Below are 24,074 nucleotides of genomic sequence, written 5' to 3' on the forward strand. Positions count from 1 at the left end.
GAACGGAGACCGACCGCGTGACCCTCCCCTCCGGCGGCCTGCCGCGTCGCTTCCTCGACCTGCTCACCCGACCCCTGGTGGCCGGGCCGGCCTGGTGGAGCGTGGTCTCCAGGCTGCCGGTCTACCTGATGTCGCTGGCCCTCGTCCTGACGGTCCGTGAGCAGGGCGGCGGCTACGCCCAGGCCGGCCTGGTGGCCGCGCTGTACACGCTCGGGATGGCGCTCGGCAGTCCGCTGATCGCCCGCCACCTCGACCGGCGCGGACGGGCGGCGGTGCTGACCGCGACCGCCCTCGCCTACCCGGCGGCGCTCACCGTGCTGGTGTGGTTCACCCACCCCGGTGGCTGGGCCCAGCCCGCCGCGGCGGTCGTCGCCGGGGCGGTGCTGCCGCCGGCGAACGCCTGCATGCGCTCGCTGTGGGCGCGGCTGCCGCTGCGGGAGGAGGAACGCGAGACGGCCTACCTCTGGGAGGCCCTGCTGACCGAGGTGCTGGTGATCAGCGCACCACTGATGCTGGCGGCGCTGATGCTGGTCGGCTCGGCGGGCCTGGCGCTCACCACGGTCGCCGTGATCGGCGGCCTCGGCACGCTGGGGCTCGCGCACACCCGGCTGCCGGTCGGTACCGAAGCCGCCGGTACCGAAGCCGCGGTCACCGGGGGCCGCGGCCCCGAAGCGGCCGGTACCGAAGGCCCCGGCACCGCCGGCACCCGCGCCGACGGCGCCGGCACGGCCCACCATGACACCGGCCCGTCCCGGTCCCCGGCCGCCGACGGACCCGCCGACCGGAGTGACCCACGCCGGCTGCTGAGCCCCCTGCGGGAGCCGGCGCTGCTGGCGCTGACCGCCGTGATGGCCCTGTCCGCGGTGCCCATCGGCCTGCTGACCCTGGCCATCCCGGCCTTCGTCGACCGGCACGGGGCTCCCGGCGGCGCCGGCGTGGTCTACGCGTGCTGGGGGGTCGGCAGCGCCGTGGGCGCCCTCTGGCTCGGCCGCTCGCAGTCCGAGGTGGCGCCGCAGACGCGCTTCCCCCGGCTGCTGCTGGCCTACGCCCTCGGGACGGGTCTGACCCTGCTCGCCGGTTCCCAGCTCGGTCTCGCGCTGGCGCTGGCCGTGGGGAGCGCACCCATCGCGCTGGTCTCCGCCACCGAGATGACCCTGGTGAGCACGATCGCCGACGGCCGGTCCCTGGCCGAGGCGTTCACCTGGGCCTCGCTCGCCACCGTCCTCGGTGACGCGCTGGGCCAGCAGGCCGGCGGGCTGCTGATGGACCCGCTCGGGCCGCGCGCGGTGTTCGCCGTGGCGACCGGCACCGCCCTGGCGGCCGCCGCCCTGGCCTTCGCCTGCCGGGGATTGCTGACCCGGCGGGCGGCGCCGATGGTGGAGTGCGCGGTATGACCGCCGGACCCGCCGGCCGCGGCCCCCCGGCCGTCCGCGCAGCGGCCCGCCGGCCCGTCGCACCCGCCGTCCCATCCGTCCTTCCCACGCCCCAGAGGTGGTCCACCATGAACGCCGCCCCCGCCGACCCACGGCCCGACCAACGGCCCGACACTCCCGGTCCGGCCGCCCTGTTCCGCACCGTCACCCGGCACCAGTTACCGCGGGCCGTGCGGGAGTTCCTGGACTCCCCGCAGCTCGTGCCGGTGCCGGTGCCCACCGACGACCGCGCCGACCTGGCGCAGAGCGTCGAGCTCGCCGGCCGGCTGTACGGCGGCCGGCGGCAACCGCACCCGCTCGACTTCGGGATCGTCCTCGGCGCGGCCGAGCTGCCCGAGGGGCTCGCCGAGCTGGCCCGCCCGCTCGCCCGGACATGGGTGGCCGAGGAGGAGTTGGCGGACGTCGCGTCGTTCCGGGCGCGGCACAGCGGTTCGCTGCTGCTCGTCGGCCGCTACGACCGGCTCACCCTCGACCCCGTCCGGGACCTGCTGCTGGACACCTACCGCGGCCGGCGGCACGGGCTGACGCTGCTGAGCGGCCGGGACGACGCCTCGGTCGGCTGGAACATCGCCAAGCAGTACGCCGAACCGGCCCTCGACGTCGACGCGCTGGGCCTGTTCACCGACACCGACCGGCCGCCCCGGCTGCCCGGGGTCCAGGTCTTCGACGACCGTGACTTCGAGCGCGAGGACATCCAGGCCCGGATCCTCGGCACCCGGTGGCGGCGGGTGGCCTTCCAGGGGCACGGCAAGGACGACAGCGTCAACCTCGGCGAGTTCACCATCTGCGGCCTCAACGGCACGGCCGCGGCCGTGCCCGGGCTGCTCGGCCCGCGCTGCGCCTACGGACTGCCCTGCTACAAGCCCGAGGACAAGCTCGTCCCGCTCAACCGGGTGGAGGCGGTGGAGCTGGTGCTCAGCGCGTGCAACAGCGGCCCGCTCGCGGACCTCGCGCTGTACGACCCCAAGTACCAGCTGCTGCTGAACGCGCTCGACGGCCCGGCCCGCACGGTGGTCTCGGCCGTGTCGGTGCACGACTCCGACCGGCCGGAGAACGTCGCCTGGATGCACGGCGCCCTGGTCGGCGCGGACTCCGTCGACACCCTCAACGCCAGCCTGGCCGGCTCGCACCCGTACCCGGCGTTCATGCGCTTCGGGCTGCCGGCGGCGCCGGAGGACACCCCGCCGCCGCCCGCCCCCGCGGACCACCGCCCCGACCCGCTGCTGCTCACCGTGGGCGCCCGGCTCACCGCCTACCTCGGCTCGGAGCTGCTGCCGCACAACCACCCGCTGCGGCCCCGGCTGACCAGGCTCGCCCGGAAGGTCGACCTCTGGGTGGCGCGGCCGACCCATCTCGCCGACCAGTCGCCCGAGCAGATCCACGGCTCGCTGACGGCCGACCTGCAGTCCCTCGACCACGTGATCACCGAACAGGTCGCGGCCAACCCCGAGCACGAACTGATGAACTACCCGGCGCACTTCGGTGACCGCAGCAGCCTGGACCCGCAGGTGCGCGAGGTCACCTGCCACTGCGGCCGCCCCGCCCAGGAGTTCACCCGGCGCGGCCTGCTCCCGCACATCCTGGACACCACCTGCGCCGTCTGCATGCGCTGCGGCGACGTCACCTTCCGGCTCCCGGACTCCCCCGCGCTGCTCGCCCACGCCCCCGACGAGGTCGAGCAGGGCGGGGTGCTGGAGATCCGGGCCACGGTCACCGCGGCCCGGAGCGGCCCCGTCCGCCTCGGCCTCTTCGTCCCGAGCTACCTGCGCGAGGACACCACGGTCGAGCCGGTCACCACCCGGCTCCGGCTGACCGGCGGCCGGCCCGAGGAGGTGGGGTTCCGTGTGCGGTTCGCCGCCGACACCGCCCCGCAGGCCTACTACTTCACGGTGTTCGCCGTGCAGGACCTCGCCGTCTCGACGGCCCGGCGCCACTTCGGGGTCGTCCCCCGCAGCGCCTGACCCACCGCACAACCCAAGGAGAACCATGGAGAGCCAGACCAAGCCGGCGATCGAACTGATCGAGCAGAACGGCGAGGTGACCCTCAGCATCGGCGGCGAGCAGGCCATGCAGGCCTGGGAGCGGGACCTCATGTGGGCCAGCGCGGACATGCTCTGCGAGTACGGCCAGGACTTCTACGAGGTGGGGCTGGGCCTCGGCCTGTCCGCGCTGCGGATCGCGGGCAACCCGGCGACCCGCCGGCACACCGTGCTGGAGCTCTTCGACGAGGTCGAGGACCTCTTCCGGGCCCGCCACCCCGAGCTGCCCGGCAACCTCGCCATCGAGCGCGGCAACTTCTTCCAGCGGATCTTCGAGCTGCCGTCCGAGAGCATCGACGGGATGTTCTTCGACCCCGCCCTCGACATGGACGTCTGGACCGACGCCGAGCTGTGGGCCAGGACCATGCCCGAGGTCGTCCGGGTGCTGCGCCCCGGCGGAGTGTTCATCCCCTTCTTCAGCACCAAGCCGGAGCTTCGCTGGCAGTACCTGCCGCACTTCCGCTCGATCCGGGTCGAGCGGCACCCCTTCGTCGCCTACGACACCACCGAGTACACCCACGGCGGCACCAGCGGTGACGCCTTCATCCAGTGCTTCCTCAAGGACTGACCGGTCCACCACTCCCCCTCGGCCGGTCCGGCCCGTGACCGCCCCGCCGGCCGACTCCCACCCACCCCGCGCACCGGCGCTGTTCCGGAGGTACCTCCCCCCATGAGCATCACCCTGACCAACGGCTCCCGCCCCGACCTGGGCATCCGGTCGGTGTTCCTCGCCGGCCCGTTCATCCAGCTCCTGGACCCGGAGACCGGAGAGATGTCCGCCGAGTCGCGGGCCCCGTTCGACATCCTGATCAAGCACTTCGAGTCGCAGGGGCTCGCCGTGCACAACGCCCACCGGCGCGAGGCCTGGGGGGCGGAGCTGATGCGGCCGGAGCAGTGCACGAAGCTCGACCAGGACGAGATCCGCAAGGCCGACGTGTTCGTCGCCCTGCCCGGCCACCCGGCCTCGCCGGGCACCCACATCGAGATCGGCTGGGCCAGCGCCTTCGACAAGCCGATCGTGCTGCTGCTGGAGCGCGACCGGGAGTACACCTTCCTGGTCCAGGGCCTGCACACGGTGGCCTCGGTGGAGTACGTGGTTCACACGGACCTCGCCGCCGGCCTGGCGGCCGTCGACCGGGCGGTCGACCTGGCGGTACTGCGGCAGCGGGAGGGCAGCGGCACCCGGTGACCGTCCTCCGACCGACTCCCGGTCCCGTCCCGTCCCGCACCCCGGGCCGGGACGGGACCCGTCCGGCCGTGCCGCCGCACCGCCCGGCCGGACGGCCGCCGTCCACCGGCGCCCCGGGCCCGTCCGTGCGGCCGTCCCCAGACCCGTCCCCGGGCCACGGCTCCCGGGCGGCCCCCGCGGACTGCCCGCCGGGCCGCCCACCGGGCCGCCCACCGGGCCGCCCACCGGGCCGCCCACCGGACCGGCTGCTGGCCGCGCTGCTCGCCTGCCTGGCGCTGGTCGCCACCGCGACGGGCTTCGCCCCGCCCGGCCGGGAGCGGTCCGCCGAACCGGCCGGCACACCGGCGGCGGCCGCCTACACCGTCGCGCTGACCGGGGACTCCTCGGGCGCCCGCTGGACCGGCCACGAGCGGGTGAGCTTCACCAATGTCTCGGCGCAGCCTCTCCCCGAGGTCTACCTGCGGCTGTGGGGCAACGCCCACGGGGGCTGCCCGGCGCCGGCCGTCACCGTGACGCGCCTGGTCGGGGGCGCCGCGGCCACCCTGTCGGCCGACTGCACGGTGCTGCGGGTCGCCCTGCCGGCCCCGTTGCACCCCGGGGGCCGCCACAGCATCGGCTTCGACCTCGACCTCAGGGCACCGGAACTCGCGGACAAGGCCGGGCGGTTCGGGCGGCACGGGGCGTACAGCCACTTCGGCAACGCCCTGCCGGTGCTCGCCGTGCGGGACGCCGACGGCTGGCACCTCGACCCGTTCACCGACACCGGGGAGTCCTTCTACGCGCTGGCCGCCGACTTCACCGTGGTGCTCGACCACCCGGCGGCCCTAGGGGTCCCGGCCTCCGGAAGCTCGGCCGACGGCCCGGGCGCCGCCGGACGGACCGTGACCACGGCGACGGCCCGGCAGGTGCGTGACTTCGCCTGGTCCGCGGGCCCGTTCGAGAGGAGTTCCGCGGTCTCGGCCGGCGGGGTCAGGGTCACCGTGCACGCGGTGGCCGGAGTCGGTGCGGCGGATACCCGGACCATGCTCGGCCTCGCCGTGTCCGCGCTGGACACGCACGCCCGCGCCTTCGGCGGCTACCCGTACGCGGAGCTGGACGTCGTGCTGGACGACGACCTCTGGTTCAGCGGCATGGAGTACCCGGGCTTCGTCCTGGACCGGGTGAAGACGACCGCCCTCGTCCACGAGATCGCGCACCAGTGGTGGTACGGCATCGTGGGCGACGACCAGTACCACCAGCCCTGGCTGGACGAGTCCTTCGCCGAGTACGCCACCGACCTCGCCCTCGGCCGGGACGGCGCGGACTGCTGGAGCCGCGTCGCCTGGTCCGCCCCCGAGGAGCGGATCACCAACGGCATGGCCTACTGGGACGAGCACCCCGACCGGTACGGGGTGGTGGTCTACGACTACGGCGCCTGCGCGCTGCACGACCTGCGGCGGCTGATCGGCGCGGACGCGATGGCCCGCCTGCTCCACGGCTACACCCGCGCGCACTGGTACGGCGTGAGCGGCACCCCCGCGTTCCTGGCCGCCGCCGGGGCCGCCACCGCGGAGGACCTGGCCCCGTTCTGGGCGGCGCACCGGATCGGCGTCTGAGCGGCCCCGGCGCTCCGGAGCGGCTCGGCCAAAGCCCGGAGCCGCTCAGGCAGGAGCCCGGGGCCGGGCAGGCAGGAGCCCGGGGCCGCGCCCGGGCTCCTGCCCGGCCCCGGTCAGGAGACCAGGCTCTGCTCCTCCAGTTCCGTCAGCGTCACGGTGCACAGGCCGCCGCGCTCGGCCTTCACGTTCGTCACCTTGAGCTGGGTGCCCGGCAGCAGGATGAACTCCTCCTCGCCGGTGAACGCGGAGTAGCGCTGGATGCCCGCGGCCCGGACGGGGAGCACCTCGAACAGCGTCCGCCTGCCCCGGCTGCCGAGGAACCCCTTTGCCACGCCGAGCTCGGAGGTGCAGGAGGAGACGCCCCACCAGGTGACGGTCCGTCCGAGCGGGTACTGGGCGCGCAGGTCCAGCGAGACCCCGCGCCAGAGCGGCTCGGTGCGGGCCGGGAGCTGCGACACCGCCGAGAACAGCAGCCGTAGGTACGGGAGGTACGGCACGACCCGGCTCCGGTCCGGTGCGCGCAGGATGGCGTTGATCTCCCGGTAGAACGCGGACTCGCAGGTGTAGAGGTAGAGCGCCGAGATGGCCTCGGCGGAGAGCCCGCCGGCCACCGCCTCCTCCGCCCGCCTGCGGCCGAAGGCGTGCGACCGCTCGACGTGCCGGTCCAGACCGGACAGCAGCGCGGCCACCGGGGCGACGGCCGCGCGGAAGTCCATCAGCGGGGTGTCGAACACCCCGGTGATCGCGGGCAGGACGAGCCCCTCGTCCTTGACGCTCGCGAGCCGCTCCAGGTAGAGCTGGTGCAGCTCCATGGTGGAGGTGATGAACGCGCCCATGCGTTCGGCGAGATCGCCGCCCTCCCCGCCGCCCTGCGCCGCGCCCTCGTTCCACCCCTTGGCCGGCAGCCAGTCGATCCCCTCGGCGCCCAGCGAGGCGAGCGCCGCGTTCACCATGGCGAAGTGGTCGCCGTCGCAGAAGATGTCGCCCTGCGCGGCCGGGTTGGCGTGGTCGATGTGCCGGACCTCGACCCCGGGATACTTCTGCTGGAGCCGGAGCACGACCTTCTTCAGGCTGCGGGCGTGCGCGCCCCACCACGCGAAGACGACGCCCCGGTCCTCCTCGTCCTCGGCGTCCTGCTTGGCCCGGAGGATCTCCTCCACGATCCGCTCGGCGACCGGGCGCCAGAACGCGGTGTGCCGGTCGGTCGCCGTCGACCCGTCGCTGCTCGCGGTGAGCGCCGCGTTCAGCAGCAGCACGCCCTGGGTGAGCATCGCCTGGAACCACTCCGGCGGCTGCACGGTGTCCTGTTCCTTCAGCAGCCCGCGTATGTCGGCGATCGGCGTCTTCTTGGGGATGCCGTGCTTCCACATCGCCGCCGCCTTGATGATGCAGCGGATGCTGACCACCCGGCCGAACTGGCTGTCCTTCCAGTCGTGGAAGGTGTTGTCGAACATGGCGATGCCGGTGGCGCTCTCCGGCCGCGGGTAGGGGTTCTGGCCGAAGACGACGACCTTCCACTTGTGCGGCGCGTTGGGCTTGAGCGCCTGGAAGGTCAGCTCGCGGACGGGGACGACCTCCGGGCCGCGCCCCGGGCCGATGAACGCGGCCGCGTCCGGCTGGGCCTCGATGACCGGCTTCAGCAGCGGAAGCCACGGTTCACCGCCGCCCTTGAAGAGCTCCGCGAGCGCCAGCGGGTCGGTCGGGTCGGTCGGGGCGGACGGCGCGGGGGCGTGGGCATCGCTCATGGTGGTGTGACTCCGTACAGCCGTGGTTCGGCGGACGTGACGGGGCGGCCGGACGGACCGGTCGTTCGGTGAGGGCCCGTCACCTCTGCGGCGGACTCCACTGTTGTACCGGCCCGGTCCGACAGTCGGCCGTCCGGACCCGTCGGCCCGCTTCCACGCACCGCCGGTGCGGCACGCACCCGTTGTCGCCCTGTCAGTGGTCGGCGATAGCGTCGTCACCAGTTCGAGGAACCGTGTCCCGAAGGGGAGTGGAGCATGACCACCGATCGCCCGCAGACGCCGCTCAGGGTCGTGTTGACCGACCTCAACGCGCCGGTCGTGGAGGCCTGGCGAGCCGCGTTCGCCGACACTCCGGAGATCGAGATCCGCCGGGGGTCGATCCTCGACGAGGTCGTCGACGCCTGGGTCAGCCCGACCAACTCCCGCGGCCGGATGGACGGCGGGGTCGACGCGGCCGTCAAGCGGCACCTGGGCGCCGGCATCCAGTTGCGCGTGCAGCGGGCGATCCGGGACCGCTTCGCCGGGGCGCTGCCGGTCGGGAGCGCGGTGTGCGTGCCCTCCGGCGCCACCAACCCGGCGTTCCTGATCTCCGCTCCGACCATGCAGGAGTCCTCGCAGAACGTGAGCGAGACCCTGAACGTGGCCCTGGCCTGCGCCGCCGCGTTCCAGGCCGTCCACCGGCAGAACACGGCGGCGCCGGGCAGCATCCGCTCGGTCGCCCTGGTCGGCATGGGCGCCCGGACCGGCCGGGTACCGGCCCGGGTCTGCGCCAACCTGATGTGGACGGGTTACACCCTGTTCAACGACCACACCTTCGAGGACGACGACGACCTGCGCGCCACCATCACCGCACAGCTCCACGACCTGGAGAGCGCGCCCCCCGCGCAGCGGATTCGCATCACCCCGCCCGCCCGCCGCACCGGCCGCCGCTGACCGGGGGCGCCCGGCTCCCCCGCACCCTCCGTGACGACGAGCGCCCGGACCGGCCGCCGGGCCGGCCCGGTCCGCCCCGCCGCGCTCGCGGAGTCCGGCCGACCCCGGCAGGCTGGAAGGGGGGACCGAAGGGCGTCGCACCGTTCAGGAGGAGCCATGGACGCGGCCGAGCTGACCGGGACCTACACCTACCGGAGCTTCCTGGAGCTGCCGGACCCGGTCCAGGACTTCAACAGACTGCGGTTCGCGCAGTTGGAGCTGAGACTGACGGCCGCGCCGGACGGCACCGTCAGCGGCCTGCTGGTCTTCCCGGCGCCGCCGGGCACCGAGGCCCAGGCCATGGTCATGACCGGCCAGGTGTCGGGCTCCTCGCCGGTGGCCTTCACCCTGACCGGCAAGGGCCGGCCCGGCACCCCGATCTCGGACTTCCACTACGACTACGACGGCATCATCCTGCACCACTGGGACACGGGGGTGAACCAGCGGACCACTCTCGCCGGCACCGTCCTGCGCGCCGAGCCCCACGGCACCGGCGAGAACCTGGCCCCGGCCGGCCAGACCGCCGGCTTCCTCGCGGTGAAGCGCAACGCCTGACCTACCCCGGCCGGGTCCGGCAGGACCTGCTCCCACCACGGCCGGGCCGATCTGCCACCGGCCCCGCCGTTCGAGGCCCGTTCGTCCAACTCCCTCCGTCTACAGGACAACTGAGTTACCGCCAGTCATGCTCATGCTCGCAGGAGCTGTCCAGGCGCAGGCCCTACTATCGGTGGCGACACACGACTGACACCGCGTCGGCGAGTCGTCCACCGTCACGCCTGCCCCACCAGCCACCCCTGCAAGGGAGCACCGTATGCCCCGGAGCCGGAAGCTCCATCGCCTCAGCAATCCCGACACCAGCGAGCGGCACGCCCAGCGGATGCTGTTCCGCCACCTCCGCGACGACACCAACGCGAACCGCGGCCGGATGGCCAAACGGGTGCGCGAGCTCCAGCTCCTCCTGGCGATGGACCCGGTCGAGTTCGAGCAGCTGATAGCCCGGCTGATGGAGGCCATGGGCATGAAGGTCGAGCTCACCGCCCGCTCGCGGGACGGCGGGGTGGACGTGCGCGGGATCGACACGGATCCCTTCCGCGGCGGAAACGTGATCGTGCAGGTCAAGCGGTACCGGGACACCGTCACGCCGTCGGCCGTGCGGGACCTCTACGGCACGCTCCAGCACGACCGGGCCGCGACGAAGGGCGTCCTGGTCACCACCAGCCGGTTCGGCCCGAGCTCGCACCAGTTCGTGGCGGGCAAGCCCATCACCCTGATCAACGGCGCCGAACTGGTCGGCCTGCTCAAGCACCACGGTTTCCACGAGGTGTTCGCGGCCGCGCACCACGACCGCGCCGATGACGGTGCCGGTGACCAGGGCGGCGACGGCCTGTCCGGGATCGAGCTGGCCACCGAGCCCGCCCGGCTCCTCCTGCACTGGACCGGCGAGGAGGAGTACGACATCGCCGCCCTGGTGTGCCAGGGGAACAGGGCGCTGTCGGACGAGCACCTGGTCTTCTACAACAACGCATCCACGCCGGACGGTTCGGTCCGGCTGGTGACCGGCTACGGCGACGCGAACGCCTGTCTGATGGTGGACTTCGACGCGCTCCCCGCCGACGCCGACCGGCTCGTCATCGTCGCCGCGGCCGACACCGCGAACCGTCCGAGCGCCACCATGGCCGGGTTCGCCGGACCGGCGCTGATCCTCGAAGCCGGCGCCGACCAGGCCCCGGCCGTCGTGCACCTGGCCGACGGCGCCGAGACCAACACCGCGATGCGCCTGGGCCGCTTCGACCGCGACAGCGCCGGGAACTGGGACTTCACCCCCGCCCTCGCCGGCTACCAGGGAGGACTGCACCAGGCCGTCGTCGCCTACGGCCTGGAGGTCGAGGACGCGTAGCCCCCGCCCGCCCCCGCCCCCGCCCCCGCCCCCGGCGTCACGCCGACGGATGGGCCTGGGCCACCAGGGCCGCGACCAGGCCCGCCGTGGCCAGCAGGAGGAGGGCCGCCGTCCAGGGGCGGCGGGCCCAGGCGGCCACGGCCGCCAGGACGAGGACGGCGGCCATCTCGTAGCCGATGAAGTCGCCGTCCCGCCGGTGCAGGCGGCGGATCGCCTCCTGCCCGGCCGGGCCGTCGTACGACCGGGCCCAGCCCTCCAGGCCGGAGTCGAAGAGCCGGGCGACGAGCGCCCCGGCGACGAGCAGCAGCAGCAGGAGGCCCAGGGCCACATCGGCCCCGGTGCCGGTGCGCGCGGGCCGCCGCAGGCGCCCGGGGCGGGAGGGGGTCTCGTCCATCCGGCGATTCTGCCAAGCCGCCCGGCCGGATTCCTGAGTACCCGTACTCATCTCCGGGCGCGGGCGGGATCATGGCCGGATCCGCCGGGCGGGGCTGCCGCGACGGGCATCGTGTCCCTACGCTCAACCGTCATGCGTATACCCGCCCCCGCACTGAGGCGCGTGCGCCTCATCGCCGTCATCGCCCTGTTCCTCGGCCTGCTGGGCTTCGGCCACCCGGCCTCCGCCGCCGAGCCCCCGCCGCCGTTCACCTTGAGCGTGGACCACCCCGTCGTGACTCCCGGCCAGGTCGGCACGCTGACCGTGACCTTCACCAATCACCAGGCCAGTGACGTGCAGTTCCTCTACGTGACGACCTACGCCTCCGAACAGACCTCACCGACCCCGGCCGGCTCGCGTCCGGAATTCGTCTCCTGCACCGGTGACGCCAGCGCGTGCGGGTTCGAGCAGACCATGTCGTACTTCAACATGACCGCCCCCGTCGTGCCCATCGCCCCTGGCGAGAGCCGCAGCGTGCGGCTCGCCTACCGGTTCACTCCCGAGTCCGACTGCCACAGCCCCTCCGTCGTCGCCTTCGGCGTCCTCTACTTCTACTACGAGTACGCGCAGGGCACGCAGACCTACGAGGGCAGGCAGTGGATCGAGGCGGGCGGCAGCCCGACCATCGCCATGACCTGCCCGGCCGCCGCGTAGCACGGACGCGCCCCCGGGGCCGGACCCGACTCGGGTCCGGCCCCGGGGGCGGGGGCGGGGTCAGGGCCGGATCGCGGACCAGGTCGCGGGCAGCGCGTCGAACCAGCCGATGACGCGGCCGCCGGGATCGTGAACCGACCGGGCGTTCGCGACGGGCGCGACGTACAGGTCGTCGACCCGGCGGGCCAGGGCGGCGATGGCGACCTGGAGCTGCATCCGGGCGAGGGCGGCGCCCGGGCAGTGGTGGGTTCCCATGCCGAAGCCGAGGTGGGCGTTCTCGCCGCGCCCGATGTCGAAGCTGTCCGGGTCGGTGAACGCGCGCTCGTCCCGGTTGGCCGCGCAGAGCGCTCCCACCGCGACCTCGCCGCGGCGGATCAGCGTACCGCCGACCTCGACGTCCTCCGAGGCGTAGCGGGGGAAGGTCGAGGTGCTGTGGAACGGCGTGAAGCGGATCAGTTCCTCGACGGCGGAGGGTACGAGGTCCGGCCGGTGGCGCAGCCGCTCCAGCTCGGAGCGGTGGTGCATCAGCGCGCGTACGAAATTGGACAGCATCAGAACGGTGTTCTGGAGCCCGGGCAGGAGCAACCGCAGTGCGGCTGTGACCAGTTGGCGGTCGGAGAGCCGCTCCTCGCCCTCGCCGCGGGCCCGGATCATGGCGCTCAGCAGGTCGTCGGCGCTCCGCCCGGCCGGGTCGCGGGCGGCGATCAGCTCCGCCAGCCGGCGGGCGAGGGCGCGCCGGTCCTCCTGGTCCGCCCCGGACGGGGGCGACGCGGTGGTGGCCGCTCCCAGCAGCCTGGCCCGCACCCCGGGGCGTTCCCCGGCGGGTATGTCGAGCAGTTCACAAAGGACCTCGGCGGCAAGGGGTTTGACGAATCCGGCCATCAGATCGGTGGTCGCCCGGGCACCGGGCGGCCCGCCACGGTCGAGCCGGCCCAGCCCGTCCAGCAGCTCGTCGGCGATCTTCTCGGTCGCCCCGCGCAGCCGCTCGATCTGCCGCGGCTTGAGGCCGCCCCTGGTCACCCTGGTCACCTGCGCGGAGGTCGGCGCCGGCTCCCGCCCGGGTGCTGCCGCCGTGCTCGCGCCGGTGACGGCGACCGGGCAGCGCGCGGCCGCGTCGGCGGCCGGACCGGCTCCATCGGGCGGGGTGGCCGGGTCGGCCGGCGGGGTCAGCCCGAAGCGGCTGTCGGTCAGGATCCGGCGGACGTCGGCGTACCGGGAGCAGAGCCACGCCGAACCGAGGTCCCTGACCTCGACCCGGCCGAGCCCCTCGGTGTCCCGCAGGCCGGCGTAGCGGTGGTCGAGGTCGAGGAGGTGGGGCTCCCCGAAGGGGTAGCGAAGCACCTCCGGTGCGGATTCGGGGTGAGTCACCGTTCGTTCCTTCCTGCGACGCGACGGGCTCGGGCAGCGTGCGTGAGGCGTGCGTGAGGTGTGCGGACCGCGGGCGTTCAGGAGCGCGGCGCGACCTGCCAGCCGAAGCCGTCGTCGTCGCCCGAGGTCCCGCGGCTCCCGGCGGCCGGGGCGGCGGCGGTCGCCACGAGGCGGGCGGGCGACCGCCGCATGTCCGAACCGGCCTTGGTGCCAGCGAAGTTGCTCATGGTCCTGCCTCCGGGGGGGGTGCGGCGTGGGTGTCGGAAACCTGTATACAGGGGCTTTCCGGGCTGGTCAGCAGATTGCACCGGCCTCGGGCCGACATGGCAGGGACAGTCCGTCCGGGCGCCGGGAGGCCGGTTCAGGCCAGGCCTTCGGGGGTGCAGGAAGTGACCACTACCGCCCGCTCCGACCCGGGCCACAGCATGGGACCAGTCAGCAGCCCGCTGACGACCACCAGCCGAAGGAGACTGCGATGTCCGCGTTCGAGGAGCTTGAGGAACTGGTCAACACGATGGCTGCCGCCGAGCCGGCCGAGGTCGACGAGGACGGCCTCGGCGACGTGGCGTGGAAGGTCTCGTACTCGACCTTCTACAACAACTAGCAGTGCCGGCAGGGGCACTCGCCGCACCGCGCCGGAGGACCTCCTCCGGCCGGGCGACGGGTGCCCCTGCCTCGTCCGCCGCACCGTACCCCTACCGTCCGTGCGCGATGTGCGCCTGCGGATCCGCCCGGCGGGTCCCCGTCGATCCGAGGAGCTCGACCATGAACTTCGTCATTCCGGACGAGAAGGTCCAGCAGGGCGTCAAGGTCCTGCTGGACGACTACGTCCTCGTCAACAGCACCGACACCTTCGTCATCACCTACACCCCGGACAGCCGCGACCCGGCGGCCTGGCTGGCGCTCGCGCTCCGGCACCGGGGCTTCACGGCGCCGATCGTCCCGATGCGCAAGCTGGAGGACCCGGAGTTCGCCGGGCGCCTGGAGGCGGTGCTCCCCGACCCGGAGACGCTGCCGGGCCGTCTGGTGATCCTCACCCTGGAGCGCGACACCATGTCGCACTTCAACGTCTTCGAGAACGCGCTGCGGAGGTTCGGCGGCGACCGCACGATGATCCTGCGGATCATCAGCGCCTCCACCGCGTTCTTCACCAAGTCCCTCAACCTGGCGCCGGCGCAGCTGACCCGGTTCAACGCGACGCTGCTGGAGCGGGTGAAGCCGGCCCGCAAGGTGCGGGTCACCAGCCGGGGCGGCACCGACCTGACGATCGAGCTGGACGCGGACAAGTACCACTGGATCAGCAACCGGGGCGTCTGGCGGCCCGGCGGCTTCACCATCCTGCCGGCCGGCGAGGTCGCGACGTACCCGGTCACGGTCGACGGCGTGCTGGTCGCGGACGGCGCCTTCAACGCCAACATCATCACCCCGCTGAACGCCAGCCTGGCGGCCAACCCGGTCCGGGTGGAGATCGAGAACGGCCAGGCCGTCTCCCTCACCTGCGCCGACCCGGAGCTCGACGCGATGTTCCAGCTCTGCCTGAACAGCCCCTACGGCCGCAACGTCGGGGAGTTCGGCCTGGGCACCAACCGGGGCATCGACGAGTTCATCACCGCCAACTCGCACATCAACGAGCGGCGTTGCGGTGTCCACCTGGGCTTCGGCCAGCACAACCAGCGGGTCAGCAAGGTCCCGTACATCGCGGACGTCCACCTCGACCTGATCACCGCCGGCGCGCTGGTCTGGGTCGACGACGATCCGGAGCCGATCGACCTGGAGACCTTCACCGCGACCGACGCGGAGCACCCGGCGGACGCCCTGGACGAGGACATCACCGGCGACTGCTGCGGCCTGGGCTACGGCCAGCTCGAAGGCCTGGCCGCGTGCGTCGTCCCCGGCAGCCCGGTGCGGGTCCAGCGATGACGGCGGCGAACGGCACCGCCACGGTCGCCCCCGCGCCCGCCACCGGAGCGTGCGCCGAGGTCTCCGCCGAGGACTTCGCCCGGCGCGGCTACGTGATCCTGCGCGGGGTCCTGGACGCCCCGGAGGTCGAGCGCGCCCGGGCCCTGTGCTCCGGCTACCTCACGGGCACCGGCTCGCAGGAGATGCTCACCAGCGACTTCCTCGCCGACGACTTCCTGGCCGGCATCGTGCTGCGCGAGCGCGTGGTGCGCGCCGCCAAGGAACTGCTGGGCGAGGACCACCCCGTGCTGTACCCGAACTGCACGGCGCGCAAGAACGTGTACGTCCCCTGGCACGTCGACGCGACCTTCGTCGGACCGACCGCCTCGTACGTCTGGGAGCCCGGGTTCGCCCACGTCCAGTGCGGGCTGTACCTCCAGGACAACGACCCGGTCGGCGGCGGCGGCATCGACGTGGTGCGCGCCTCGCACCTGATGTCCTTCGACGGATACGGCACCACCGAACCGGAGTTCGACATCCCGGCGCGGACGGTGGGCGAGTCGGATCTCCGCGAACGCGTCGATACCCGAGCGGGCGACGTCGTGATGTGGAACGCTCGTCTGATGCACACCAGCACCACCGTCCTGCGGGACCCGGGCCGGGAGAAGTTCGGGGTCTTCTTCAGCTACGCCCGGCCCCATGTGCGCGACAACCACCGGTTCCTGAGCCAGATCGCCGTGGACTCGATGCGGACGATGAACGGCGTCTCCCGGCTGATCCCCCGGCTGGCCGAGATCGCCCGGATGCGTTACCCGGAGAGCTTCCCGGCCTGGTTCGCCCAGGGAGCCACCGACGCGGGCGTCCGCATCCCCACGCTCTGAGAGGACCGGCGTGAAAGGACGAGCGACGTGACGACGACGGCACTGGCCGGCGGGGGTGAGCAGACCGCGGACCCGCCGGTCTTCCCCGACCGGCCGTTCCGGGCCCTGTGGGCCGCGACCGGTCTCTCCCAGGTCGGTTCGGCGGTCAGCAACGTCACCATCCCGATGTGCGCGGCGGTCACGCTGGGCGCCTCGGCCCTGGAGATGACCTCGCTGGCGGTGGTCGAGGTGCTGCCGTCGCTGCTGATCAGGCTCCCGGCGGCGGCGTGGTCCGACGGGCTGCGCCGTCCGCGCGCGCCGATGATGGCGGCCTGCAACCTGGTGCAGGCCGCCATCATGGGGTCCGTACCGCTGCTCTGGTGGCTCGGGGCGCTGCACATCGTGCTGCTGCTGGCGCTGACCGCGGTGGCCTCGGCGGCGCTCGGGGTGTACTCCGCGCTGTCCAGTCCGCTGCTGGTGCAGATCGTCCCGAAGGCGAACCTGGTGGAGGCCAACGGGAAGATCTCGGCGACCCGCAGCGTCGCGGACATCAGCGGGCCCGCGCTCGGCGGCGCCCTGCTCGCCCGGGTCGCGGCGCCGTACGTGGTGCTGGTCGACGCGCTCTCGTTCCTGGCTTCCGCGGCCCTGCTCACCCGGGTCCGGCCCGCGAGCGCCGGCACCGGGCCGGCCGACGCGGTGGCCGGTGGGCCCGCGGGCGCCGCCGGTCCCGCCAGAACCGCCGAAGGCGCCGTGCCGGCCGAGCCCGTGAAGACCGCGGAGACCTCGAAGACGTCCACGACCTGGAAGCAGCGGCTCGGCGCCGCCGCCAACGTCCGCCTCGCCCTCGCGATGGGCCGGCAGTCCGGGGTCCGGGCGGTGGTCACGGTGTCCTTCGTCAACGGGGTCACCCAGCCGGTGCTCGTGCTCTTCCTCGTGCACGCGGTGCACATGGGGCCGTCGCTGATCGGCTCGCTGCTGGCACTCGGCGCGGTCGGCGGGGTGACCGGCGGCATGCTCGTCGGCCGCGCGCAGAAGCGGTTCGGGTCGGGCCGCACGCTCGCCCTGGGCACCGCCGTCAGCCTGCTCTCGCTGGCCCTGCTGCCGTTCGCCGCCGCCGGGCCGAGCGCGATGGCCGGGCTGGTGCTGCTGGAACTCGCGGGCAGCTTCGGGGGGACGCTGCTGATCGCCAGTGTCTTCGGCAGCCTGCAGGCCGCGGCGCCGAAGGACCGGATCGCCCAGGTGATGGCGATGGCCTTCGTGCTGCTGCAGGCCGCCAGCCTGATCGGGGTGCCGGTCGGCGGCGCCCTGGCCGTCGCCTTCGGGACGCGGTGGGCGATGATCGCCGCGTTCGCGGTGATGGCCGCCGCACTGGGCCCGCAACTCGTCCGCTGGGCCCTGACCCGGTGGGCCCCGGATCCGCCCATCATCCTCTGACGGTCCTTCGGGAGCCGGCCCCCGCCCGGGGCCGGCTCCGGGGGCCGGGCCCTGAACTCCGGCCCCCGGCACCGGTCCGGCCGCCCACCCACCGCGGTTCCGGTTCCTCGGAGCCGCGGTGACCGCGCGGCGGAACCGGCCCGGGACCGGCTCGCAACGACGTACGTGAAGGGGTCGGCGTGAGAACGCGACGCGTGAGGTCTGACCAGCCGGCCGGAAGGGGTCAGGGGCGCGACGGCGCCCGAGCCCCCCGGACCGGACCGCACGCCCCGGCCGGGAGCGGGTCCACCCATGTACTTGACCAAGACCACGGTTGACACCCCGGGCGCCGCGCCGCAGTCCGCGCGCGAGCTGCACCGGCACCTGCTGTGCAGCAGGGCCGGCACCGACTGCCTCCAGCACGCGCGGATCGACGTCCACGAGGGCTTCGTGGTGTTCAACCTCTATGTGCAGGCCCGCGACCTGCTGGACGCGGCGCGGGTGGCCGAGCAGCTCTGCTGCCGGACCATGGCCGGCGCCGGAACCTGCCCGAGCTGGGCCGTCCGCTCCACCGAGGTGGGGCCCTGAGGCCGCCGGGGACCGCGTTACTCCAGGTCGTCCGGGGTGATCCAGGCCCGCGAGACGGCCTGGGCGCCGGCCTGGAACCTGCTGCGCGCACCGAGCCTGGTGTGCAGGTCCGAGGCGACCCGGCGGGCCGTGCGGACCGAGACGCCCAGCTGCCGGGCGATCGCCTCGTCGGTCAGCCCCGCGGCCAGCAGCCTGAGCACCTGGCGCTCCTGGCCGGAGAGCCCGACGTCGTCGCGCCGGCGCGCGGCGCCGAGCACGGTCGCGGACCGCCAGACCGAGTTGAACAGCGCGGTGAGGGCCGTGATGATCCCGACGCTGGAGATCACGACCGCTGCGGTGCCCTGCTCGTCGGCCGTGTCGAGCGGCACCACGGCCACCCGCCGGTCGACGATGAGCATCCGCAGGGGCAGCGACGCGGTGGTGCGCACCTCGCTGCCGAGCCCGCTGAGCCACTGGGCGTACTCCAGCGTCGGCCGGTGGTTGCGGACACTGTCCTGGTAGACCGTGCGCAACCGCACCCCGCGGTCGATCGCCTCGGCGTCCAGCTCCCGGCTGGCCTTGATGTTCTCCTCCGACTGGGCGCCGCCCGGCATGAAGGAGCTGGCCTCCCACTCGCAGCTGCGCGCGAGTTCGCTCAGCCGGTCGCGGATCGCCTCGATGCCGGACAGCCGCTCGATGCCCGGCTCCGTCTCGGCCGGGCGGCTCTCCGCGCGCTCGGCCAGCAGGGTGGACAGCGCGGCCGTCCCCTCCTCGATCTGCTGGTGCCGGCGGGCCATCTCGGCCTGCTGACGGGCCACCAGCGCCGAGAGTCCGATCTCCGGCCGGACGGCTCTTGGCCCGGGCCGGCCCGGGAACACCTGGAGCAGCGAGATGCCGGTGAGCTCGTCGAGCGCGACCCGGATCTGGGCGTGGTCCACGTCGAGCCGGCGGGCGAGGACGTCGAGGCTCTCGTCCGGGTGCTGGAGCATCGCGAGGTACACGGACTCGGCGAGGCTGCTCAGCCCAAGCCCTTCGAACATTGACCACTCCCTCCAGGGCTCGTCCGACCGTCCCGCCGGGACGCGGGTCGACCGTCCCGGCGGGGCGCGAATTCCGGACATGCCCTGACTCGGTCCGGCGGCTGACGTCGGCGCACAACCCCTGCTCTCGACGTGCACGCACTGAGTCCGGCAATTGACTTTCACAGACTGGCACTTGACGTGGCCACCCACAAGTGAGCCTGCGACGGCAGGCCGACGGCGGCGGCGCCGGCGGCCGGTGCGCCCCCCGCCGCGCCCGCCCCGGGGCCGCCCGGTCCGGCGGCCCGTCCGGCATCGTCGCGGGTCAGCGGCGCTCCGGGGCCGGTCCTCGGCCGCGCCCGGGGCGGGCCGGTGGCGGGCCCGGACGCTCGGTGGCAGGTTCCGGCCGGGCCGCGGCGCACCGGCACGGGCTCCGGCGCACTCACTCCGGTACCGGCGCACGGTCACGCGCCCGGCGCCCTGTCGCACCACCGTCGGCCGCCGGTCCCGGCCGGCGGTGGTCACCACCGCGTTTCCGGCCTCCGCGCGGATTCCGGCCTCCGCGCGGGTGCGGGCCCCGCGTGCTTCCGGCCCCGCGCGCTTCGGTCCCCGCGCGGCCGCCAAGCGGTACGGCTACCGGGCCGCGGCGCCGCGCCGGGCCACCAGGTGGAAGAGCCGGGCGAACCCGCGGTAGGGATCGCGCAGTCCGGCCTGCCACTCCAGCTCGCAGAGGTCCACGAACTCCTCCGGTGACGGCTCGTCACGGCGGTGGTCGGAGAAGACCCGCACGCCGAACCACTCCACCGTCGGAGCGCCGAGCCCGGCCAGCCGCCGGCCGAGGTCCTGCGGGGTGTCCGGCCGGGTCGGCAGGTACTGCCCGCCCCGCTCGCCGGACTCCAGCAGGGTCGCCAGCGCGCCCCGCCAGTCGCCCTGGAGCCCGTCGCGCATCGCCTGGGAGTCGCGGTTCACGGTGAGCAGCGAGAGCAGGCCGCCGGGCGCGGCCAGCCGGACCAGCGCGTCCAGCATCGGGCCCGGGTCGGTGAGGTAGAGCAGGACGCTGTGGCAGCAGACCAGGTCGAAGCCCGTCCCGACCAGGTCGGGCGCCGCTTCGCCCAGCCCCTGGACCAGGGTCACCCGCCGGCCGACCTCGGGGGGCTCCGCGGCGACCAGGTCGGCGGCGGCCCGCAGCAGGGTCTCGTCGTTGTCCACCACGGTCACCTCGTGCCCGGCCCGCGCCAGGAGGACCGCCTGCCGGCCGAAGCCGCCGCCGATGTCCACCACCCGGCAGGGGCGCTGCGGCAGGTGCCGGGCCAGCGCGCGGGTGACCAGGTCGAACCGGACCTCGCCGCGGATGCTCCGGGCGTGGTCGAGGTAGGCGTCGGCCCGCGCCTGCGCGGAGTCCGTCCAGAGGTTCCGCTCCGGCCAGGCGGCGGGTTTCGTCATCGGGGGTCGGTCCCTTCCTGGATGCCGTCGTGGGGCGGGCGCCGCGGGACCTCGGCCGGCCGGTCCCGGTGAGGCGCCGCGCAGCCAGTGTGCTGCTCCCGACGGGCCGTTGTCCCGGGCCGGCCGGTGGCCGAAACCTGCACCGGCATGAACCGGCCCGTTCCGCCCGGTCCGGCCGCTTCCGCCCGGCCGGGCCCGGCCGGAAACCGCCCCGGGCGCCGGTTCCGGGCGGCAGCAACCGACCACTTGCGCGCCGGGCGCCGGGCCCCGACCGCGCCCCCGCGGACCCCGACCGCGCCCCCGCCGGCCCCGCCCGCCCTCAGGACTGCTGCGCCGCCAGCGCGCAGAGCTCGGACCGGTTCGGCAGCCCGGTCTTGGCGATCAGGCTGGCGACGTGCTTCTCGACGGTGCGCGGCGAGATGTAGAGCCGGGCGGCGATGTCCTTGTTGCTGAGCCGGTCGGCCAGCAGCTGGAAGATCTCGTACTCACGGACCGTCATGCCCTTGAGCCGCAGCTGCGCCGGGATCCGGTTGCTGCCGGTGCGGTGCTGGCGGACGGGCGCGCCGATGGCCCGGAGCAGCGTCCGGCAGGCGCCGACGACGGCGGTGGCGGAGGTCTCCCGGAAGTGGTGCTCGGCCTCCCGGAGCCATCCCTCCGGGTCGCCCCAGCCCAGGGCGTGCGCCTCCTCGGCGATCAGCCGCTGTCCGAGGTGGCGGGCGGTGGGGTAGGGCGCACCGACCTCCTGGGCGAGCTGGGCGGCCCGGCCGGCCGCCTCGGGATCGCCCTCGCGGCCGAGCAGCACGGCGTCGGCGAGCAGGACGAAGTGCCGGTTCCACCGCATCCGGCCGGCCGAGCTGGCGGCCACCCGGTCGAGGCGGCCGCGGTCGAGACGGCCGTCCAGCAGGTCGAGCAGCAGGCCGAGGCCGTGCCGGCCGCCGAGGTGGAAGGTGCTCGGGTTCTCGGCCTCCAGGGCCTGGAGGCCTGCCATGTCCCGGGCGGCCCGGTCCCGGTCCTCCTCCAGGAGGGCGCAGAACACCCGGGCCAGCCCGAGGGCGAGCGGCTCCTCGGGCGAGCCGCTGCCGCCCCAGCGGCCGAACTCGGTGAGCGACTCCTCCATGGCGACCCGGTCGCCCTGATGGGCCGCCAGGACGGAGCGGGTCATCAGCAGGTAGCGGGCGACCGGGGTCAGCCGCAGCCGGGCCGCCATGGTCAGCGCCTCGTCGCCCAGCACCCGGGCCTCGGCGAACCGGCCGCAGAGCACGTCGTGCAGGGCGAGGATGCCGTCGAGGGTGTAGACGACGGTGACGGCGCCCAGGCGGCGGGCCTCGGTCCGGGCCTCGTCCAGGGTGGCGGTGCCGCCGTCGGCCAGCCAGCGGCTGCCGCCGAGCCGGGTGAGCGCGTACATCCGCTGGAGCGGCAGGCTGTGCCGCTCGGCGGTGTTCATGGCCCGTTCCAGGTAGGTGACCGCCTCGGCCGGGTCGCGCTCGCGGGCGACGACGCCCAGCAGCTCCCAGGCCTGGCAGGCGACCAGCGGCTGGTCGTGCCTCTCGGCGGTGTCGATCGCGGCGCGGGCCAGCCGTTCGGCCCGCTGGGTGCGGTCCTGGCCGGGGGTGTCGAGGCACAGGTAGGCCTCCACCACGTCGGTCAGCGCGGTGTGCGCCTCGTCCGGGTCCGGTCCGAGCAGGGCGCGGGCCCGCTCGATCTGGTTGTTGCCGTCGGCCCAGCGGCCCGCCATGTAGGCCACCTGTGCCAGCCGGGTGTGCAGGGCCGCCAGCCGGGGCGCGCCCAGACCGGCGCCGACCAGCTCCCGCAGGCTGCTCGCGAGGCTGAGCGCGCGGGTCAGCTCGCCGGTCTCGGCGAGGGCGGGCAGCAGGGCCTCCAGGGCCTCGGCGCGGGCGGCCGAGTCGGTGCCCCCGGCCAGCAGGGTCTCGGCCCGGTCGAGCAGGGTGACCGCGGAGCCGACCGTGCCGTTGGCGAGGGCGCGGCGGCCGGCCTCGGTGAACAGCCGGCCGGCCCGGACGGGGTCGCCGGCGTCGGCGCGCAGGGTCGCGGCCAGCGGGCACCAGTCGCCCTGGAGGTCGGGGTGGAGGGCCTCGATCGCGTCGGCGGCCTGGTGGGACAGGGCGGCCCGGGCGGTCGGGGTGAGCTGGGCGAGCAGTGCCTCGGCGGTCAGCGGGTGCTGGAAGGCGTACCAGTCGGGGGCGGGCTCGTCGGCCGCGACCAGCCGGGCGGTGACACCGGCGTGCAGGTGGCTGAGCAGGCTGCGGTCGTCGGCGCCGGTCATCAGCTGGAGCACCGACAGGGGGAAGCGCCGGCCGAGCACGGCGGCGGCGGAGAGCAGGGTCTGCCCCTGCGGGCCGAGTTCGTCGATGCGGTGGATGGCGCCTTCGAGGAGCGCCCTCGGCACGTTGCGGCGCAGGTTCCCGGCCACCCGCCAGGCGGTGTTCTCGCGGACCAGCGCGCCGCCGGTGACGGCGCCCTGGAGGAGTTCCTCGACCAGGAACGGGATGCCGGCGCTGTCCTCCCGGATCTGCGTCAGCACTTCGGCGGGGACCAGGTCCGGCTCGGTGTCGAGGCAGGAGGCGATCAGGCGGTTCACCTCGTCGTCGTCCAGCGGCGCCAGCCGGAAGACCGTTCCGCTGCGGCGGCGCCCGGCCGACTCGGCGAGCAGGAGTGCCTCGCCCGGTTCCGACCGGACGGTCGCCACCAGCATGACCGGCTGCTGTTCGAGGTTGTCGACGAGGTACTCGACGACGGCCAGCGTCTCGGTGTCGGCGTCGTGCAGGTCCTCCAGGACCAGCAGGCAGCCCTGGTCGCGGCCCGCGGAGGCGAGCAGCCGCAGGACGGCCTCGGCGAGCACCACGGTCGATCCCTGGTCCGGGGTGCCGGTGCTCCAGTCCGGGATGAGCCGGCCGAGCACCGGGCGGTAGGGGCCGAGGCTCGCTTCGTCCGGCGTCTCCCCGCCGCGTGAGAGCGGCATCAGCGCTTCGGTGAGCGGCCGGAGCGGCACCATCGGTCCGATGGTGCTGCTCCGGCCCCGCAGGACGCGGACTCCTGCGTCGACCGCCTCGCCGATCAGCTCGGCGACCAGTCGCGACTTACCGATTCCGCCCTCGCCGACCAGGAATGTGGTACAGCCGCGCGAGCGGCGGAGATCCCGCAGTGATTCGCCGAGTCCGGCGACTTCGGCATCACGGCCGATGAGATGGGCTGCCCGCACACGCATAGCCCCGGATAGTAGTCGCTCTCCCCGCGGAGCGTCGTGTTCATGTTCGGATCGGCCCTACGTGAGTGCAGGTCAGAACGGCACCGAGACAGTGGTGGTGATGGAGCCGAGGCCCACGACCACGCCGCTGCCGAGGCTCATTCCGGCCAGGGCCCGGGTCCGGGCGCAGGCACCGTTCCGGCGGACCAGGCGGATCTCGCCGGCCGGGTCCGGGGTGGTCGCGGCCTGGTTCGTGGCCTCGCTGCGGACAGCACCGTTGTACAGGGAGTGGGACATGGGGCTTTCCTTTCCATTCGGGAAGCGGTGCGTGGTGATAAGTGGC

Annotated in this window: 22 protein-coding genes; 14 read left to right on the top strand and 8 right to left on the bottom strand. The window is 74.2% G+C overall.

The features are described from left to right. The first annotated feature begins 17 nt into the window (after positions 1–17). From ABZ495_RS00255 to ABZ495_RS00275, 5 genes are all read left to right on the top strand, one after another. The gene (locus tag ABZ495_RS00255) at positions 18–1,394 is read left to right on the top strand and encodes an MFS transporter (RefSeq protein ID WP_359833670.1); all 1,377 of its coding nucleotides are present in this window, start codon (positions 18–20) and stop codon (positions 1,392–1,394) included. A 107-nt stretch (positions 1,395–1,501) separates the two neighbouring features. Next, on the top strand, positions 1,502–3,394 hold the full coding sequence (locus ABZ495_RS00260) for a hypothetical protein (RefSeq protein WP_359833672.1): 1,893 nt from the start codon (positions 1,502–1,504) through the stop codon (positions 3,392–3,394). Positions 3,395–3,419: 25 nt separating this feature from the next. Further along, positions 3,420–4,040: a class I SAM-dependent methyltransferase gene (locus ABZ495_RS00265; protein WP_359803989.1), complete on the top strand. Its 621-nt coding sequence runs from the start codon at positions 3,420–3,422 to the stop codon at positions 4,038–4,040. A gap of 102 nt (positions 4,041–4,142) precedes the next feature. Continuing rightward, the gene (locus ABZ495_RS00270; protein ID WP_359803988.1) at positions 4,143–4,661 is read left to right on the top strand and encodes a nucleoside 2-deoxyribosyltransferase; all 519 of its coding nucleotides are present in this window, start codon (positions 4,143–4,145) and stop codon (positions 4,659–4,661) included. Positions 4,662–4,786: 125 nt separating this feature from the next. Continuing rightward, positions 4,787–6,256, top strand: a complete 1,470-nt coding sequence (locus ABZ495_RS00275; RefSeq protein ID WP_359833673.1) for a M1 family metallopeptidase — start codon at positions 4,787–4,789, stop codon at positions 6,254–6,256. Between the two features lie 113 nt (positions 6,257–6,369). Here the strand turns inward: ABZ495_RS00275 and ABZ495_RS00280 are convergent, their stop codons facing one another. Next, positions 6,370–8,001: an ADP-ribosyltransferase domain-containing protein gene (locus ABZ495_RS00280; protein ID WP_359833675.1), complete on the bottom strand. Its 1,632-nt coding sequence runs from the start codon at positions 7,999–8,001 to the stop codon at positions 6,370–6,372. A 255-nt stretch (positions 8,002–8,256) separates the two neighbouring features. Between ABZ495_RS00280 and ABZ495_RS00285 the strand changes: the two genes are divergently transcribed. From ABZ495_RS00285 to ABZ495_RS00295, 3 genes are all read left to right on the top strand, one after another. Next, positions 8,257–8,934, top strand: coding sequence for a macro domain-containing protein (locus ABZ495_RS00285; RefSeq protein ID WP_359803985.1), 678 nt, complete (start codon positions 8,257–8,259; stop codon positions 8,932–8,934). A 156-nt stretch (positions 8,935–9,090) separates the two neighbouring features. Beyond that, the gene (locus tag ABZ495_RS00290; protein WP_359833676.1) at positions 9,091–9,528 is read left to right on the top strand and encodes a hypothetical protein; all 438 of its coding nucleotides are present in this window, start codon (positions 9,091–9,093) and stop codon (positions 9,526–9,528) included. A gap of 256 nt (positions 9,529–9,784) precedes the next feature. Continuing rightward, positions 9,785–10,870 carry a restriction endonuclease gene (locus ABZ495_RS00295; protein WP_359833678.1) on the top strand — a complete coding sequence of 362 codons (1,086 nt, stop codon included), beginning with the start codon at positions 9,785–9,787 and terminating at the stop codon, positions 10,868–10,870. 37 nt (positions 10,871–10,907) lie between these two features. Here ABZ495_RS00295 and ABZ495_RS00300 read toward each other — a convergent pair whose 3' ends face one another. Next, positions 10,908–11,264 (bottom strand): DUF6234 family protein, encoded by a 357-nt coding sequence (locus tag ABZ495_RS00300; RefSeq protein ID WP_359803982.1) that lies wholly within the window; start codon positions 11,262–11,264, stop codon positions 10,908–10,910. A 132-nt stretch (positions 11,265–11,396) separates the two neighbouring features. Here ABZ495_RS00300 and ABZ495_RS00305 point away from each other — a divergent pair, with 132 nt between their 5' ends. After that, positions 11,397–11,957 (top strand): hypothetical protein, encoded by a 561-nt coding sequence (locus ABZ495_RS00305; RefSeq protein WP_359803981.1) that lies wholly within the window; start codon positions 11,397–11,399, stop codon positions 11,955–11,957. A 60-nt stretch (positions 11,958–12,017) separates the two neighbouring features. Here ABZ495_RS00305 and ABZ495_RS00310 read toward each other — a convergent pair whose 3' ends face one another. Then, positions 12,018–13,325 (bottom strand): cytochrome P450, encoded by a 1,308-nt coding sequence (locus ABZ495_RS00310; RefSeq protein WP_359833680.1) that lies wholly within the window; start codon positions 13,323–13,325, stop codon positions 12,018–12,020. Positions 13,326–13,402: 77 nt separating this feature from the next. Then, positions 13,403–13,552 carry a hypothetical protein gene (locus ABZ495_RS00315; protein ID WP_359833681.1) on the bottom strand — a complete coding sequence of 50 codons (150 nt, stop codon included), beginning with the start codon at positions 13,550–13,552 and terminating at the stop codon, positions 13,403–13,405. A 248-nt stretch (positions 13,553–13,800) separates the two neighbouring features. On the opposite strand from ABZ495_RS00315, the gene ABZ495_RS00320 reads away from it, so the two are divergent. The 5 genes from ABZ495_RS00320 to ABZ495_RS00340 all read left to right on the top strand — a co-directional run bounded on the left by ABZ495_RS00320 (position 13,801) and on the right by ABZ495_RS00340 (position 18,085). Continuing rightward, complete coding sequence (locus tag ABZ495_RS00320) at positions 13,801–13,929, top strand: hypothetical protein (RefSeq protein WP_329486296.1); 129 nt, start codon at positions 13,801–13,803, stop codon at positions 13,927–13,929. Between the two features lie 161 nt (positions 13,930–14,090). Further along, positions 14,091–15,245, top strand: coding sequence for a hypothetical protein (locus ABZ495_RS00325; protein WP_329486297.1), 1,155 nt, complete (start codon positions 14,091–14,093; stop codon positions 15,243–15,245). Continuing rightward, entirely contained in the window at positions 15,242–16,105 is an 864-nt protein-coding gene (locus tag ABZ495_RS00330) for a phytanoyl-CoA dioxygenase family protein (protein ID WP_359833683.1), read from the top strand. The genes ABZ495_RS00325 and ABZ495_RS00330 overlap by 4 nt, the downstream gene beginning before the upstream one ends. A 27-nt stretch (positions 16,106–16,132) precedes the next feature. Next, positions 16,133–17,518 carry an MFS transporter gene (locus ABZ495_RS00335; RefSeq protein ID WP_359833685.1) on the top strand — a complete coding sequence of 462 codons (1,386 nt, stop codon included), beginning with the start codon at positions 16,133–16,135 and terminating at the stop codon, positions 17,516–17,518. 291 nt (positions 17,519–17,809) lie between these two features. Continuing rightward, entirely contained in the window at positions 17,810–18,085 is a 276-nt protein-coding gene (locus ABZ495_RS00340; protein WP_329486300.1) for a hypothetical protein, read from the top strand. 17 nt (positions 18,086–18,102) lie between these two features. On the opposite strand, the gene ABZ495_RS00345 is transcribed toward ABZ495_RS00340, so the two are convergent. From ABZ495_RS00345 to ABZ495_RS00360, 4 genes are all read right to left on the bottom strand, one after another. Beyond that, positions 18,103–19,104, bottom strand: coding sequence for a LuxR C-terminal-related transcriptional regulator (locus ABZ495_RS00345; protein WP_359833687.1), 1,002 nt, complete (start codon positions 19,102–19,104; stop codon positions 18,103–18,105). Between the two features lie 612 nt (positions 19,105–19,716). Continuing rightward, complete coding sequence (locus ABZ495_RS00350) at positions 19,717–20,526, bottom strand: methyltransferase domain-containing protein (RefSeq protein WP_359833688.1); 810 nt, start codon at positions 20,524–20,526, stop codon at positions 19,717–19,719. Between the two features lie 319 nt (positions 20,527–20,845). After that, positions 20,846–23,752, bottom strand: coding sequence for an AAA family ATPase (locus ABZ495_RS00355; protein WP_359833690.1), 2,907 nt, complete (start codon positions 23,750–23,752; stop codon positions 20,846–20,848). Positions 23,753–23,824: 72 nt separating this feature from the next. Further along, positions 23,825–24,028 (bottom strand): hypothetical protein, encoded by a 204-nt coding sequence (locus ABZ495_RS00360; protein ID WP_329486304.1) that lies wholly within the window; start codon positions 24,026–24,028, stop codon positions 23,825–23,827. Positions 24,029–24,074 lie beyond the last annotated feature (46 nt).

This window comes from Kitasatospora sp. NPDC005748, from assembly GCF_040630735.1.
GTDB lineage: Bacteria > Actinomycetota > Actinomycetes > Streptomycetales > Streptomycetaceae > Kitasatospora.

Coding starts and splice junctions, on each gene's coding strand:
- ABZ495_RS00280 (WP_359833675.1), bottom strand. CDS start 8,001: ATGAGCGATGCCCACGCCCCCGCGCCGTCCGCCCCGACCGACCCGACC.
- ABZ495_RS00260 (WP_359833672.1), top strand. CDS start 1,502: ATGAACGCCGCCCCCGCCGACCCACGGCCCGACCAACGGCCCGACACT.
- ABZ495_RS00360 (WP_329486304.1), bottom strand. CDS start 24,028: ATGTCCCACTCCCTGTACAACGGTGCTGTCCGCAGCGAGGCCACGAAC.
- ABZ495_RS00300 (WP_359803982.1), bottom strand. CDS start 11,264: ATGGACGAGACCCCCTCCCGCCCCGGGCGCCTGCGGCGGCCCGCGCGC.
- ABZ495_RS00285 (WP_359803985.1), top strand. CDS start 8,257: ATGACCACCGATCGCCCGCAGACGCCGCTCAGGGTCGTGTTGACCGAC.
- ABZ495_RS00350 (WP_359833688.1), bottom strand. CDS start 20,526: ATGACGAAACCCGCCGCCTGGCCGGAGCGGAACCTCTGGACGGACTCC.
- ABZ495_RS00305 (WP_359803981.1), top strand. CDS start 11,397: ATGCGTATACCCGCCCCCGCACTGAGGCGCGTGCGCCTCATCGCCGTC.
- ABZ495_RS00340 (WP_329486300.1), top strand. CDS start 17,810: ATGTACTTGACCAAGACCACGGTTGACACCCCGGGCGCCGCGCCGCAG.
- ABZ495_RS00320 (WP_329486296.1), top strand. CDS start 13,801: ATGTCCGCGTTCGAGGAGCTTGAGGAACTGGTCAACACGATGGCTGCC.
- ABZ495_RS00330 (WP_359833683.1), top strand. CDS start 15,242: ATGACGGCGGCGAACGGCACCGCCACGGTCGCCCCCGCGCCCGCCACC.
- ABZ495_RS00265 (WP_359803989.1), top strand. CDS start 3,420: ATGGAGAGCCAGACCAAGCCGGCGATCGAACTGATCGAGCAGAACGGC.
- ABZ495_RS00315 (WP_359833681.1), bottom strand. CDS start 13,552: ATGAGCAACTTCGCTGGCACCAAGGCCGGTTCGGACATGCGGCGGTCG.
- ABZ495_RS00295 (WP_359833678.1), top strand. CDS start 9,785: ATGCCCCGGAGCCGGAAGCTCCATCGCCTCAGCAATCCCGACACCAGC.
- ABZ495_RS00270 (WP_359803988.1), top strand. CDS start 4,143: ATGAGCATCACCCTGACCAACGGCTCCCGCCCCGACCTGGGCATCCGG.
- ABZ495_RS00325 (WP_329486297.1), top strand. CDS start 14,091: ATGAACTTCGTCATTCCGGACGAGAAGGTCCAGCAGGGCGTCAAGGTC.
- ABZ495_RS00355 (WP_359833690.1), bottom strand. CDS start 23,752: ATGCGTGTGCGGGCAGCCCATCTCATCGGCCGTGATGCCGAAGTCGCC.
- ABZ495_RS00290 (WP_359833676.1), top strand. CDS start 9,091: ATGGACGCGGCCGAGCTGACCGGGACCTACACCTACCGGAGCTTCCTG.
- ABZ495_RS00345 (WP_359833687.1), bottom strand. CDS start 19,104: ATGTTCGAAGGGCTTGGGCTGAGCAGCCTCGCCGAGTCCGTGTACCTC.